Origin of the sequence: Stieleria mannarensis (genome assembly GCF_014154935.1) — a bacterium.
GTDB lineage: Bacteria > Planctomycetota > Planctomycetia > Pirellulales > Pirellulaceae > Stieleria > Stieleria mannarensis.
In genome coordinates, this window is sequence record NZ_JACEHH010000004.1 from 55,832 (window position 1) to 71,178 (window position 15,347).

At 58.2% G+C, this 15,347-nt stretch carries 9 protein-coding genes; 3 read left to right on the forward strand and 6 right to left on the reverse strand.

Translation table 11 applies throughout. The features are described 5' to 3' along the window. The first annotated feature begins 368 nt into the window (after window positions 1–368). Both H1B37_RS03860 and H1B37_RS03865 read left to right on the forward strand, forming a co-directional pair. Entirely contained in the window at window positions 369–1,097 is a 729-nt protein-coding gene (locus tag H1B37_RS03860; protein WP_286177386.1) for a LamG-like jellyroll fold domain-containing protein, read from the forward strand. A gap of 190 nt (window positions 1,098–1,287) precedes the next feature. Beyond that, window positions 1,288–4,134: a mechanosensitive ion channel domain-containing protein gene (locus H1B37_RS03865; RefSeq protein WP_182865305.1), complete on the forward strand. Its 2,847-nt coding sequence runs from the start codon at window positions 1,288–1,290 to the stop codon at window positions 4,132–4,134. A gap of 199 nt (window positions 4,135–4,333) precedes the next feature. Here the strand turns inward: H1B37_RS03865 and H1B37_RS03870 are convergent, their stop codons facing one another. From H1B37_RS03870 to H1B37_RS03895, 6 genes are all read right to left on the reverse strand, one after another. Then, window positions 4,334–5,584 carry a hypothetical protein gene (locus H1B37_RS03870; RefSeq protein ID WP_220498024.1) on the reverse strand — a complete coding sequence of 417 codons (1,251 nt, stop codon included), beginning with the start codon at window positions 5,582–5,584 and terminating at the stop codon, window positions 4,334–4,336. Beyond that, window positions 5,584–6,171 carry a hypothetical protein gene (locus H1B37_RS03875; RefSeq protein ID WP_182865307.1) on the reverse strand — a complete coding sequence of 196 codons (588 nt, stop codon included), beginning with the start codon at window positions 6,169–6,171 and terminating at the stop codon, window positions 5,584–5,586. The genes H1B37_RS03870 and H1B37_RS03875 overlap by 1 nt, the downstream gene beginning before the upstream one ends. 12 nt (window positions 6,172–6,183) lie before the next feature. Then, a complete protein-coding gene (locus tag H1B37_RS03880) occupies window positions 6,184–6,984 on the reverse strand; it encodes an FHA domain-containing protein (RefSeq protein ID WP_182865308.1) in 801 nt (266 codons plus the stop codon). 8 nt (window positions 6,985–6,992) lie between these two features. Further along, window positions 6,993–7,868, reverse strand: a complete 876-nt coding sequence (locus tag H1B37_RS03885) for an FHA domain-containing protein (protein WP_182865309.1) — start codon at window positions 7,866–7,868, stop codon at window positions 6,993–6,995. Between the two features lie 23 nt (window positions 7,869–7,891). Further along, window positions 7,892–11,923 (reverse strand): 3-keto-alpha-glucoside-1,2-lyase-like domain-containing protein, encoded by a 4,032-nt coding sequence (locus H1B37_RS03890; protein WP_182865310.1) that lies wholly within the window; start codon window positions 11,921–11,923, stop codon window positions 7,892–7,894. Window positions 11,924–12,016: 93 nt separating this feature from the next. Further along, window positions 12,017–12,787 (reverse strand): RNA polymerase sigma factor, encoded by a 771-nt coding sequence (locus H1B37_RS03895; RefSeq protein ID WP_182865311.1) that lies wholly within the window; start codon window positions 12,785–12,787, stop codon window positions 12,017–12,019. A gap of 262 nt (window positions 12,788–13,049) precedes the next feature. On the opposite strand from H1B37_RS03895, the gene H1B37_RS03900 reads away from it, so the two are divergent. Further along, window positions 13,050–15,260, forward strand: a complete 2,211-nt coding sequence (locus H1B37_RS03900) for a hypothetical protein (protein WP_182865312.1) — start codon at window positions 13,050–13,052, stop codon at window positions 15,258–15,260. Window positions 15,261–15,347: the final 87 nt, after the last annotated feature.

A 15,347-nucleotide genomic window follows, 5' to 3' on the forward strand; every position in this document is an offset into this window, starting at 1 on the left:
CTTGGCCAAACTCGTCAAGGCGTCGCGAACGCCGATGCGCGAGCAGTCCTTTTGCCTACGCTCAATAAACTCGCCCCGCAGAATCCGGTTCCGTGAATTGACCAAAAACGGTTGAAGATTTCCCGCGGCGAATAATGGGGTGAGCGGGGGCTGTGTCGCGCCCCGCATTGGGGCCTTGAGCTTAATGGTTCGGTCTGTCCCCTTAGGTTCAACTCCTACGAAGGAAGGGGCAAAGAAGAGGACGCTCGCGCTGGCGCGAAGCGGTTGATTTCAAATCATTCTCAGCCGTTTGACGCAAGCCGACGGGCCGTCGCATTACCATAGCGAATGTTCATAATCTCCCTCCCCACGAAAACGACAAATACACCATGATCAAGTCACCGAAACACGTTGCTTTTCTGCTCTGCTTTTCCGTTTGCTCGGTCGCAGCCAGCCTCCCTGCCGCCGACCGGGGCACCCTCCTGTTTTCCGATGACTTTCAACGCAACGAGTCCCAGGAGTTGAAAGATGAAGTCGGCAACGGCTGGGGGACCAACAGCGAGCGACGCGCCGGCGGCAATAAACAAGTCGACTTGCGGAACGGTGCGATGTACATCTACCTGCACAAGGAGGCCGACCACGGTGTCTCCGTCACCCATCCGGCCGAATTCCGAAACGGATCGGTCGAATTGAAGTTCATGCTGGAACACCCCAAAGACACGCTGGGGCTGAACTTTGCCGACCTCCAGTGCAAAGACGTCTGGGCGGGGCACTTGTTCAAAGTGGTCATCGGCGTCAAGCAAACCGAGCTGGCCGATCTGAAAACCGGGGTGATGGACCTGAAGACGCGCGAGGCTCGGAAGGCCGACACGCTCACGGCGGCCCAGAAAGCTGAGCTAAAGACGAAGTCAAAGAAGTTCAGCCACAAGCTGGAAACGGGAACTTGGTACACCGCCGTTGCCGACGTCGACGGCGACACCCTGAGCGTGTCGATCGACGGCAAGCACGTCGGTTCGTTCGCCTCGCCGGGCATCGCCCACCCCACCAAACGGATGCTCCGATTGGCCGTCCACCGCAACGTGGTCGTCGACGACCTGAAAATCTACTCACGCGATTGACGTGAAACATGAATCTTGACTCGCGACCGACAGGGCCCGTATCTACAGACTTGGCAAACTTCGCAATCCCCTTGGATTCACAATGTCTGGTCTGCGCCCCGCTCCTCGCTCTTTTTTTCGCGCCGCGTGTCTGATCGCGTGGACGTTCTGGACGACGTGCGCAGTCGGGCAAACACTGGGGCAACGTGCAGTGCCCCCGTTCACTGCGCCGCAAATCGCAGCGGCCCCACACGACGTCCGGTGGCCGCCGACGCTGGAGGTACCAACGCTGGGGCCGCCCGCCGGCGGCACGTCAGCTCAGCGACCGCTGTTGCAGATCCCCGAGAATGCTGGCAAAACGATTTCGACCGCCGATTCGCAGCGGAACCACTTCGTCGAAGGCCGCGGCGACGAGACGATTTCCCCCGAAATCGCCTCTCAAATCGCCCGCTGGAACCGTGAACTGGCCGCACGTTCCACTCCGCTGCTGGCCGGCATCGCCAACACCAACGCCGGACTCGCCGAGCAGCTCGCACAGCTTGGTCGGTCGGCCGTCGGGTTGAAGCAGCGGCTTGCGGCGGCCGAGCAGAAGTTGATTGAAATTCAATCGGATTATCAATCCGTCAGCGGGAAATTGTCGGAGTATGGATTGACGCCGACGATCGGGTTGCTGCTGCGACACCGCAAGGAACAGCTGGATTCCTGGCAGACCCAGGACAACGAAAACCATTTTGCCCGGGCCGAGCTTCAGCGCACCCAACAAGAAGCCTTGGAGTTGGATTTGATGCCGGTCGGCGAAGGCCAACTGCAGCAGCAGGCCGACCAGATGCTCGCTCAATCGACCGCGGCCGGTGGCCCCAAAGAGACGCCGTTGTTGCGTCAGCAAGTCATCGACCTGTTGTCACAGCAGACGCAATTGGTGACGGAGCTGAAATCGGGATATCGGATCTACCACCACGATTTGGACCGCCTCGATTCGACCGCGTCGGCGACGAGTGCGACGACGGCGGAATTCCGTAAGCTGATCAATCGTCATGCGACCTGGATCCGCAGCGGCGATCCGATCCGGATTCGAGATTTCGCCGACGCCAAGAGCGGGATGGCGGCGTTGTTGGAGTTTCGGCACACACGCCAATTGGGACGCGACCTTCAAGAAAAACTGTCCGACGACCAGATCTCGGGCATCCTGTTGTTGGTATTCATCGGCGTCCTGTTCGCGGTGCGGTGGCGGCTGAAGAGCTGGTTGGTGGCGATCGGCAGCCGGGCAAAGATGCGAACGGCCGGAAAGACGCGTGTCGTGGCGGCCGGCGTGTTGACGTTGGGTGTCGCCGCGGTGGTGCCACTTCAATTTTATGCGGTCGCGTGGTGGCTGAATCAAGGCATCGTGTCCGAGCTGATCTTGCAGGTCGCTGGTGGCTTCTTCGCGGCCAGCCTGATCGCGCTGTTGGTCGAATTGCCACGCCAGTTGTTGCGGCCGTTCGGATTGGTCGACAAACATTTGACGCAGAAGTTTACGACCCGCGCCGAGGCGTTTAAGGATTGGTCGATCGCCGGATTGATGTTGGTGCCCGGTGCCTTTGCCATCACGATGCTCGGTCAGATCGACCACGGCATCTGGCGAGATTCGTTGGGGCGGTTCGGTTTTCTGATGATGATGTTGGTGGTGGCCGGTTTGGCGCACTTCGCCCTGCGTCCGGGAAAAGGTTTTCTGTGTCCGGCGATTGAAGCGTTCGGCGGGCGATTGGCGACCGGGTTCGGGCACCTGTGGTACGCGATCGCATTGGGATTTCCGATCTTGATGGGCATCCTGTCCGCACTCGGTTATGGTTACACCGCCGGCGAACTGATCAAGCGAGCGACATGGTCGGCGATCATGGTGATGACCGCGGGCGTGGTGTGGAAGATCGGACAGTTGGGGTTTCAGCAGGTTTGGCGCAACCTGACCCAGCCCAAAGTCGAACCTCGCTATGACGAATACGGTTTGATCGAGGAACCCGAATCCGACGAAGAAGTCAACGAAACCCACGTCGTGCTGAAACACCAGATCGGGTTCTTGGGGCAGTGTGTCGCCGGCGTCGCGTTGATCTCCTGCCTCGTCGCGTTGTGGGTCGATGTGGTTCCCAACGTGAATCTGGCCAATCCGGTTTTGTGGACGGTCCAGGATACGGTGACCAGTTATGCCGAGAACACGCAGGGGCAATCGGTCGCCCAGTCGGTCGTTCAAGCGTCGCCGATCACACTGTTGAACGTGGTCTGGGCGGCCGCCATTTTGTTTGCCGCGATTCATGTTTCGCGTCTGTTGCCGAATCTGTTTGATGCCTTGGTGCTTCAGCGCGTCGATTATGATGAAGGCATGGAGCATCTGATCTTGGTGCTCGGTCGCGGCGTGTTGTTCGCGACCGGTTGCTTCGTGGCCTGTCGACTGATCGGTGTGCGCTGGGCGACGATCCAATGGTTGATGGTCGGGATCACGATCGGCATCGGATTCGGGCTTCAGGACATCGTGCGCAACGTGTTGGGCGGCTTGGTGGTCTTGTTCGCGCGACCGGTCAACGTCGGTGATCGGGTGACGGTCGGACGACTGACCGGGCGGATCGCCAGCCAGACGCTGCGGACGACGATTCTGGCCGATGATGAAGGCCGAGAGTTGCAGATCCCGAACCGAAAATTCCTCAGCGATGAAGTCACCAATTGGCGTGGCGCCGGAAAACTGACCACCGTCGCGATCGAGATTTCGGTCCGACGCGAAGAACGGCCGATCGACATCGGGCGGATGCTCGGCGAGTGGGCAGCGGCGGAGCGATATGTGTTGCAATCCCCGGGGCCTCAAGTCACCTTGGTCTGCATCGCCAAAAAGACACAGCGGTACGAATTGCACGTCTGGACCGAAGACCGTCACGACGCCCGACAGTTACAACTGGCGCTTTTGGAAACCATCCGCAGCAACCTTCGTGAGCGAAACCTGTTGGCGAAAACCCAGCCGACCCAACCAGCGATCCGCTACGCGGACGTCGAGCCCATCGCCGATACATCCCGCCCCAAACGACGCTCGGCGTGACCTTCAAGTCGTCGACCGCCGCTTCCCGTTTCGATCGCGCAAGACCGTCGCCGTGTTCTCCGAACTCGGCAAGAAACAGTCGCCGTGTTCTCCGAACGCGGCACAAAACAAAGCTTCGCTTTCGGTCCGCCGAGTTCGGAGAACACGGCGACGGTCCGAACACATCGCGAAGTACTTTCATGGGGTTGCGGTTGACGCCCTACGGCGTTGCCAGCTCGCCCAGGTTTTCCGGCCGCAACGCTTCGTCCTCCTCGGCCACCGTCAGATACAGTCCTCGCATCAGAACGAAAAGGTTGTGGTAGGCGAATTCACCGCCGGGGCTGGCCGGTGCGAACTCCACCCCGTTGCGATTCATGAAACAAAGCAAGCTGACCAGATCGCTGCCATCGGTGTCGGGAGAATAGCCGCTTTGGCCACGCAACGGGCGAATGTCGCCGGTCTTTTCCAGTTGAACGATTTCTCGATCGAGTTCCTGGAGGAACCGGTCGGCCGCATGAAACTGGGTGTATCGGCGGTGTTGCTTGACCCAATCGGCCACGTTCTTGGAACTGTGGAAGACGTTGGTCAGGGCGACCAAGCTTTGGTGCAACCCTTGGATTCCGGCGACCGATGCCTGGCCACGCTCGGTCGATTCGTTTACGACGCGGCCTCTCAGGCGTTCGAACGCTTGGCGGGCGTCGTCGAATTCATCCCAACGCAAGATGTAAGGCCACAGATGGATCGTCTCGTCGACGTTGTGGCCGGCGGAGAATTTGAACGGGCCTTGTTTCAGCGTGACGTTTGCCAGCAGACTCTTGTCCAGGCTTAACTGATCGATCGCACCATCGGAGAATCGACTGTTGGCGGGATCATAACGGTAGGGCAACGAGGTTGCGGCCAATCTGGCGAGCATGAAGTTCAACGCCGATCCGTTCTTGATTCGGCTGCTGCTCAATTCTGGATGATTCTTTAGGCGATCCCAAAACCGATTGTTCTGCCATTTCTGGTCGTTCAAGTATCTCATCCGTTTGATTTGACGCACGTGTTCCAATTCCAACTTCTTCTGCTCCGCCAGGGTCTTTCGGTCCCAATAAACTCGCAGTTCTTTGATCCAGTTGTCGAGTTCTTTGCTGTAGGCGTCGGCATGCAGATTACGGGCGTACCCGAAGCTGACCGCCGCGTCGCCCTGAGCCCGAATCAGGTCCGCTTGCGCGTAGATTCGTGACGTCACTGCAAAGTACGGGTCATATGCAGCCCAACGGATCCGGTAAGGGATTCGTGCGGGATAACCAGGTTGGACGATGACGTCTTGTGCGTTTGCTCGTGAATTCAACACGCCTGCACCGGTGATGCCCGCACTGAACACCAACATCGAAATCAGAAAACGCTGCATGGATCGGCTCCCAGCCGGACGTTGGTAGGACAGTTGCTTTGTCTTGGCCGGTGACCACGGATTACCGAATTGCGTCATCAAAATTCGCCTTCGTCAATGCGTTGAATCAATGCGGCGTCGAACAGCGACGTTGCCGATTCCCGGTCGCCGTTGTCCGACGGGGTGGGCCGAGAATACACGGCGATCACATCTCCTTGAGCGTTCATGACGGGGCTTCCCAGAAACGCATTCTCCAACGGCGTGCCCGTTGCCCTGCCCAGCAGTCGGTCGGCCGATCCGCCGGAGCCCGTCAACCGACGTTCAACTCGGCACGACAATTCAGAGACGACCAGCGGAAATACCGGATCGAAAAACGGGTCTTGGCCGTCAAAGGCATACCCGCTGACGGTCAGTTTTTGTTTGGGGCGTAAGGATGCGGAGGGTGCCGCCATGGAAAGCCATTGGTCGGTCGCCCGTTCGATCGTGATCACGCCGACGTCAAAGGCCGTCTTGCGGTCGATCGCCTTGATCGCTTTCATCCGGGCCTCGAGCAGACGTTCCTTTGCGGAATCAAACGCCTCCGGTTTCGGCGGGGTCGATTCAAATTGATCAAACAACTCGTCATGGGATTGCCGGGCAGTTCGCGCCTGTTCGTTCCATCGGGCGTACTGCGGGTGCAGCTTCATTGACACGATTCCTCACGTTTCTCCGGTGGCGGGTGAATACAATGACGAATTCGGGAATCCGGTGGCACTCAACTCCGCAATCGCGTCAATCACCGACGCACTGGTGGCGATGCGATTGGGACCGATTGCAAATCCGTTCCCGACCCGAAACGGGGTTTCGTTTTTCGGGTCCGAGCAAACGATCAGGAACAACGATCGGTCGACCGAATCACCTGGCGGTGTTGTTTCGACGCTGTCTGTATCAGCGGCGACATCGCGTGCTTCCGGAGTGCGCGTTTCCGTGCCTGGATCGGGCTGAATGGCGTTCCGATGGTCGTCTTCAGTTAGAGTGACCGGCTGGTCGGCCGCCGTCGGGCTCGTGTCCTTCGTTTCGTCGGTGGCGACACTCCTCCAGGCCAAAAAGAGCAGCGCCAGACATGACGCCAAAGCGACCGAGACCGCGGCGAATGTCAGACGACGGAACGCATCGCCAGCCTTGCCGCCAGGGTCGGACGATTTCGAGGCTGTCGACACCTGCGACGGCGGAGATGCAACGACAGGCTGGTTTGCCAATTTGATCAATCGATCGACTTGATACGGCGTCGAACCAAAAAAGACCGTGTCACTTGCTTCGACCTTGGCTCGACTGATCTTGTTTTCAACCTTTCCGACCGAGGTCCCGTTGGTGGAACCCAGGTCTTCGAGCACGATCTCGCCACCGTTGATGATCAGTCGAGCATGGTGACCGGAGATGTTCGCCTGATCCAACACAACCGTGTTGTCGGCGACTCGACCGATCGTGATTCGTTGCTCACTGGAAGATGATTGCGTCATGTTGCTTATCAATTCTCGGTTCGATCTTGATTCACGCCGGGTTGGAAGCGGAATCGTTGCTGTCCGAGTTGGAACTCCGTGGTTTTGTCCATCGCAAACTTCTTGACGCGGATCCAAACACCGTTGAGAGACTTTTGGTCTTCGATCATCCAGCGACCGGTTTCGTCCTTGTAGATCCGGGCGTGCTTCGGACTGATGAAAGGGTCATCATCGATGGCCGCCTGGCAACGCTCATCGGACCCGATCCAGGTTTCTTTCGCGGCGACTGAAAACACACGTTCTTGTTCACTCGACACCCCCACTTCGATCAGACGCGGGACAAATTGCTGCAACATTGTGCGAGAGGGCGCCTGGTAGGCTTGCGTCTGGAGGGCTTCGGTTTCGGTCGCTTCGGCCCCGGGTTCGGGTACCTGAAACAAGTAGCGTCGGCCGCCGAGGATCAGCTCGGACTCCCGAGACAGTGACGCACGAAACGCCCGCACAAAGGTTCCATTGGTACTTTTGCGATCGAGTAAAAACCAACGAAACCGGCCCTTTTGGCGTTGGCAGCGAAGTTCGGCGTGGCGCGTGGAAATGTCGCCGTCAAAGGGAATGGCGGTGTCACCCTTGTCGCGGCCGATGGTCCAGCGAGAATCGCGAATCCGGATCGCTTCACCTTGTTCGCGACAGCCATCGTCCAGAATGTGGAGCATTGCGAGCGGTTGCCGATGGGTCGGCCGAAATGCACGCACCTTTGCCGCCGCGGAACTTATTCCCTGTTCGGCGGGCTTTTTTGCGGCCGGTCCCCGGGACAACGCGGCTTTTTGCAAGTACTGCTGCATTGGTTCAGCGACGGTCTGGATGATCGGTTCATCACTGGTCTCGCCGGCGGATGCCTTATTCATGTCGTTTGATGGTAGCCGTAAGCTTATTGATGAAGTTCGCGGACGCGAATGTTGCGGAATCGGACCCGATCGCCGTACCACTGTAGTCCGATCGGGCCGCCACGGGTGTATTGGAATTTGCCGTTGATCTGCTGTTTCCAGGCATCCAGATCCGCATCGACGACCTTGACGCCGTTGACGTGCACGGTGATCTCGGATCCGACGGCACGGATTGAGATTTGATTCCACTGATTGATCGGCGTGCTGGCTCGGGGACGCGGTTCGACCACCCCGTAGATCGCACCGGTGAGTTGGGTGCCGTGGAGTTTTCCACGCAATTTTGGACTGTGATCGTCCAGCAACTGGATTTCCAATTGATCCGAACCCGTGGGTTTGTTTGCCGGCCCGGTCCGCAAAAACACACCGCTGTTTCCATCACGTTCAAGGTAGTATTCGAGTTCCAGTACGAAATCTTTGAACTGCCGTTCTGATTCCAGCCAGCCGCCCACCTTTTCACCGCGTCGCGACGCACGAGCGAAGATGTAACCTGAGTTCACCGACCAGGCACCAGTTCTTAGCCGTTGTTTCCATCCTGTCAGGTCGCTTCCGTTGAACAGAGAGATCCAGTCGGAAGTCTCATCAACGTCGGATGCTGAATCAAGTGACGATGACGTCTTGGCAAACTCCTTGATTCTGGCGTTTCGAAACCGCACGGTCATGTCACGGTTGTGGTGGAGTTGAAAGCCGATCAGGCCGCTCTTGGGCAGACCGAGAAAGTCCTCGTTGATCACTTCCACACCATTGATGGAGATGGCGACGTGGTCCCCGCGAACCGTTAGCCGATAAGCATTCCAATCGTCGCGACGAACGATGCGGGCGATCAGGTCTGCGTCGGCTGTCCCCATTTGGCCGGATGTTTTCTCGCCGTAGACGCCACCCCAATACCCGTCTCCGATGTCCGCTTGTGGCCCCGCGACGACATAATCATTGGCGTCGATCAATTGGCTGCGGAATTGGATGCCGCTGTTGGCCGGCCGATCGCCATGGCCCTCAACCCTAACGTCCACTCGCAAATCAAAATTCTGGTATTCACGATCACTGCACAGAGCCGTGTTGTAACGCAACGCAGAGTTGCCGCTGGTTTCTGACGCGATGAGTTCGCCGTCGCGGATCGTCCAGCGGCCGGGAATCCCACTCCATCCGCTTAGATCGTCGCCGGGGAACAGACTGACGAAGCCATCGTCGATTGGTTCGTTGGCAGAGAGATGTTTGATCGTGATCCGGCCGTCCAGGGACGTGCCCCCGAGAACAACGTGACCGTGGCGGCTGACAGCGACGCCGGGCGGAAAGTGGTTGCCCGATTTTTCAAACTGATCGAGCTTGCGGACGAGTTCGCCGCTGCGGGCATCCCAAATTGCAGCTCGACCGCTGTGGTCGGCCATCACGATTCGCCTTCCGTTGGGGGTGAAGGCCAGGCTGCATCCGTACTGATGGCCTTCGTTGTGCTGCCGTGCCGCGGCCGGATCAAGTCTTGTGACGACACGTCCGGTGAAGACGTCCAGGATCACGGCCATGCAATTGCCGTTCTTCAAGCTGCACGCGGCCAGTTTTCCGTCTGGTGAAAAAACCAGTCGCCCGCGGATTCGGCTGGTGTTTTCAAATTGCGTCGGTGTGGTCAATGAAATCTGTTTGCCATCGATAGCAAGTGTTCGACGGACATGATTGTGTTCCGATCCGAATGTTACGAATCGTTCATCCGGCGAGATTGCCGGGAAATTGTGATTTTGGTCCGGCGCCAATTCGTCATAAAATATCTCGCCGGACTTCCAGTCCCAGATCCTCAACCGCTGCGGGACTCCGGAGCGTTCTTTGCGGTGAACCGAATCGATCCGGTACAACGCCAGCGCCCAGGTTCGCTTGGGAAACACGACCAGTTTGGCCGGCGCGGGGAATTCATAGTTTGCTTCCGCCGCTCCATCGGTCGCAGAGATCACGTGGACTTGGTTTCCGGTGCAGTACAGCAGTGACTTCCCATCGGGTGAATACGAAAGCTGACTGGTATCGAGCCCCGGTCGTTCGGGGTCATCAAACTGCGTGATCTGGCGACCGGTTTGTGTTTCATGAATCGTGAAACGTCCTGGTGAGTCAACTCCGGTGACCGCGAACCTCTGGCCGTCGGGCGATATCGCGAGCTGACGGGCATCCCCACCGGTGCGGATGGTGATTCCGTCGGCTGCGACTGTTACCGAGCCACCGATTGGCGGTGATTGAATCGCCGCAGAGGCGTTTGCAGGGCTGTGGGGCCTTTGCCGTTTGCCGGCATCGGTCGGCGTTGCCGCATTCGGCGCAGTCGTGACGCGTTTGAGAGTCCCGTCGGGATTCGTTTCGATGACCGCGGCGGTACCGTCTTCGATCTTGAGCTTGCTGCCGTCGGCGAAGTAGATGATGACGCCGGCAAGAAACAGGACGCCGCCGAGTCCGGTCGCAATCCACTTTCCGCGTCTGCCACCGCGACCACGTCGTGAAGCCGCACGCGGTTGAGGGCGGACGACCAATTCGGGCGTTTGCGTCGGCAAGGATTCGACGACGGTGTTCGTCGGGTCTTGGGTCGCTTGAGCGGCAAAGAACGCGTTCAGTGCCCCCGTTTCCGTGATTCCGCTGGCCACCTCCGCCCCAGACGCTGTTGCCGACTCTTTGGGGTTTGTGTTTCGCGGTGGTTTGGGTTTGCTGTTGCCTTTCAGGTAATTCTTCACGTCCGACGCGACGGCGTCCATCGATCGATAGCGGTCACTCGTGTGTTTCGCCATCATCTTGGTGCAAATCGATTCGAGTTGCGGATCGATTTCCGGCCGTATCGAAGACGGGGTCGCTGGGGTTTCATGGACAACGCCGTAGACGACCTTGGCGATCGGTCCGCGAAACGGAAGTTGCCCGGTGAGTAGTTCATACAAAATCACACCGAGGGCGTAGATGTCGGCGGCCGCGCCCACTTCGTCCAGTTCTCCTCGGATCTGTTCGGGTGACATGTAGGCCGGCGTGCCGACCGCCATCCCGCTTTGCGTCACGCGACTTTCCACATCGGTCTGTCGCGCGAGTCCGAAATCCATCACGACCGGTTCCTTCTTGTGGTCGATCATGATGTTGGCGGGTTTCAAATCGCGGTGGATCACGTTGTGCCGGTGTGCCTCGGCCAGGGCGATTGCCAGGCGGTGAATCAGAATGGCGGATGTCCGTTGCGGCGGCAGCTTGTCGGGCCGGATCAGCTGTCTCATCGAGCGGCCTTTGACGAACGCCATCGAGATGAAATGACGTCCGTCGATCTCGCCGACGTCATAGACCGGGCAGAGGTTGCGGTGATGCAGTTTCGCCGCCGCCCGGGCCTCGCGGTAGAAACGCGTGACCAGCGATTCGTCGTCGTCGCAAGCGAAGCCGGGTGTCTTCAAGGCGACTTGGCGATCGAGTTGGTTGTCGTGAGCCAGGTAGACCTTGCCCATCGCGCCGGCCCCCAATTCGCGGATGATCCGATAGCGGCCGAATTCTGACGGCAGGTCGCCGACGTTTTGACGATTTGCCGTTCCCACCGCGGTGTCCCGGACTTGCTCGATGCGGCTGGTGTCGATCGAGGCCTGGGCGGGTTGTGCTGACGGACCATGGTCGGCGTGCGGCGTCAGCCGGGAATCGACAAGCTCGCTCACCAGACGCCGAACTCGGGCGAATTGATTCGGAAAACGTGACTCATAACTTGCCAAATCCACGTTCGATCCCGCCGACCGTCGTGCCTCGTATTCCGCCACGATCAGCTCGGCCGAAACCGTCTCGGTCGTTCCCAGGGTCGAGATTTGACGCACGTAATCCTCTAGCAGTGGTGTTCGCCCGACAGACCAACTGCGGTGCAGGTCGATTTTGACCAGTTCAGAAATCGCGATCTCTCGGTACGGGCTCGTCGATTCGGATCTCAACCGATCGCAGTAGGCGACGAGTGCGTCGGCTGACCACTCCAGATCGAAGGCCATCAACAGCGATTCGAGCGTGTTCCGCTGGTCGACTGCCAGCAGCGCGAGTCGTTGATCGGGCATTCTGATCGTTCGGGTTGGAAGGAGGTTCGTGGGGTGAGCGGATTTCGAAGATCGCTCGCCCAACAGGCAACATCGCGATTGGCCCGGGGACTGTCACATCGAATCGGAATTTTTTTCAGATCCTGCCGCGGTTTCGCCCGAAAACAAAGAGAATCGCCGCTCCAGACGCTCTTGAACCAGATGCAGGATGCGGTGGATGGTCTGTCGCGAAACCCCCAATTGTCCCGCGATCTCGCTTTTGCTTCGTCCTTCGAGACGCATCGCGATGATTTCGCCAGTTTTGGGCGGCAGCCCTTCGATCACCAAATCGATCTCCTCCCAAAGTGCCAGGGCGTCTTCGGCCGACGGCTGGTGGGAGAGCATATTCATGTCGTCGCTGATCGCTCGTTCCGCCTGGGCATCGCGCTGATCGGCGGTGTGCTTGCGGGCGTGCGAACGTGTTTTGCGAAGTGTCAGCGTGGCCAGCAGTTGCCACAATTGTTGCGAGTGCTGGATCTGGAAACCACCAGCTTCGTGACGGCGAAAAAACGTGCGAAAGACCGACTGGACAATATCTTCGCCGTCGAATCGCTTGAGCAACGCGGGGTGGATGTTTTTGCCCGCCAGGTAGATCAGCCGACGCGAATAGTCGTCAAACAGCTTCCGCACCGCATCGGCCTCGCCGCGCTGCAATCGACTCTGGAATGCGGCGAATTCAAGGGAACCCTGTGTCGGGATCGGGGATAATCCCTCCCGATGTTCTGACGCTCCCTTTTCGGACATGTTGATCTCTTTCAAGCGTGATGGAACTGCCCCGTCGATCGTAACGCGAGCTTTCACGACCACCCGCATGCGGCGATGCCCCAGTTTAATCACTTCCACCATCCCAGAGTGTTCACGGGGCTTTTGCCCCGAGCTAACGATGGCAGCCCCTTCGGGGCGGTTGCGCAAGATTGACGAAAAGCGGCACACACCCAACGCGATCTGTGCTATCCACTAAATCAGTGCCCGAGATGAGCGGATTGCACGTAGCGACACCCCCGCCCCTTAGAATGAATGGAGTCTGATTGATCTTCTCAACCACCCCAAAAGGTTCACGATGCGTTGGCAGCATCTTCGTCCTAGCACCTGGCTCATTGCACCTACCGTGTCTCTGCTGATTGCCGTTGCCGGCGGCTGCCGACGTGAGTTGCCGGCGCCCGGGACGCAGGCCGACGCGATCGAGCGTCCAACCCATCCGACGGCTTCTGCGAAACCGGCTGCGCAAGGATTCCTGACCAAGCACGCGGACGGATTTTTCGAAGCCACGTTCCTTTCCTCCCAAAACCTGGACGCGTTTGTTGCGGAAGTCAATGATCGCGATCTCCGCAAGCTGACACTGAAGCCCCATCCGCAGTTGCGTCGTCCCGGTCGATTGTCGGTCGCGGACCAGCTGACTTTGTTACCGAAAATCATCCGCGCCTGCCCAAACATCGAATCACTCCGGCTTCATCAATGGACTCTCAAAATCAGTGACCTCGCCGTCGCGGTCCAATCAGAGAACCTGCAAGAACTGGCGGTACTCTCCTGCATCGTCGTCAACGAACCCGTCGACGTCGAGATTTCGACCTCGTCCAACTTGCGAAAGCTGACGCTGACCAGCTGTCTCGGCGGCCGCCGGACCGAAACCAGCAACGGCGAGCTCGACGTGGCGTGGACGAAGACGATCGACCAATCATGGGCACAACTCCTTGCCTGGACACCGAAGCTGGAAGAGCTGCGTGTGAGGGCACACTTTCGCGATCAAGGCAGCATCATCGGAACCGACTGGCCGTTTGCCGACCTGCCAAATCTGCGGACCGTGCATTTGGGAGACTACACCCAGGACGCATTGGTCGAGAGCCTGTTAAATGAATTGCCGAGTTTGCAATCGCTGAGCCTATCGGGTGACCAATTGACCGGCGACGGATGGATGCCGAACAAGCTCTCGGCGGTTCGTGAGTTGGAACTGTATGGCTGTGAAGGCATCTCGCCGGAAAAACTTGAGGCCATCTTCCCCTCCACTCCACTGCTCGAATCATTCAGCTTGAGAATCTGGCGCGACTCGTTGACGGCCCATTTCGATTTTTCGGAATCCTATAGGCTTCAGGAACTCTCGATCGTGGTGCCCAACAGGAATTCACAACTGAGCTTCCAAGGACTCTCATCGGCGGCGAACCTGCATTCATTGACACTTCGAGGCGTTTCACCTGAAGCATTATCGTCCGTGAACTTATCGCAATTCAAGAAGTTGCGGGCGCTCGACGTTGCCAGTTACGGCGCGACCCAGACCGTGCTTGCTGGTCTACCCGGATCACTCGAATCGATCCGCTTGGCAAGTTTTTCGAAAACCAAGCCAGACACCGCAAACACGGACGTGAGCTTTGCACACCTCACTCAACTAACGTCGTTCACATTCGATGGCGGTTCGTTGGAAGCGGAACTGATCGAATCGTTGCCGAACCAACTCACATCTCTGGCATTGCATCATTGCGATATGCCTAACAGCACCGTCGCGGCGTTATTATCGCGACTCGACCGTCTGGAGACGCTCTGCCTGACTTGGCTGCACGGAGGACGAGGGTATGGCGACGATTCAGAAGCGATGACGGGAGAGGGTTGGGACTTTGCCTGTCGCGACCGATTGCGGACGCTCGACTTGAGCAAGTGTTTTTACCTGAACGATGAATTGATTCACCAGATCTCGGAGCAGCTGAAAGGTTTAGAATCATTAAAACTGGCTGAGCAACGTGATTTGACGGGTCGCCATTGGCAGCTGGACCGTCTACCGAAGCTCAACGACTTGGACCTGCGAGAGTTGCCCAAGCTGGGCAACAACCTGCTCCAACACCTGCCGGCGTCGCTCGAATCGTTACGGCTGGAGGACTGCGAACAGTTAACCGGCGAATCATGGCAGCTCGACACGCTTGGCAAGCTGGCCGAAGTGCGAATCGCGAAATGTGAGTCGCTGCGATCATTGGGCGGTCGACTGCCGGATTCACTGAAAAGGTTGGACGTCCGCTTTTGTCCGCAATTGCTGTGCTCTGACCTCGATTATTCCTCGTTCGCACAGTTGCAACATCTTTCACTGACAGACTGCTACCAATTCGATGTCAAACGCTTGTTCCAGGAGTTGCCACTACATGCGGATTCTCTTCGCACCCTAACATTAACGGGCTGTGAATCACTGCAGGACGCGGACTGGGACATGTCTGCATTGAACGACACGCTGCAGATCGTGATCTACAACGAAGCCGAGCCGGCCTACCGAGGTGGGCTCAAGCAAGAGCTCGGCGAGCAGTTGCAAAAACAACTACCGGACTGCGTGATCGTGTTGTAACACGCATCGGCGGTCCGTGACGCAAGGCTGAAACGCTCCCCGCAACCTTGCTGAGGAACACGCCACTTCTTGACGCCACCATTGATT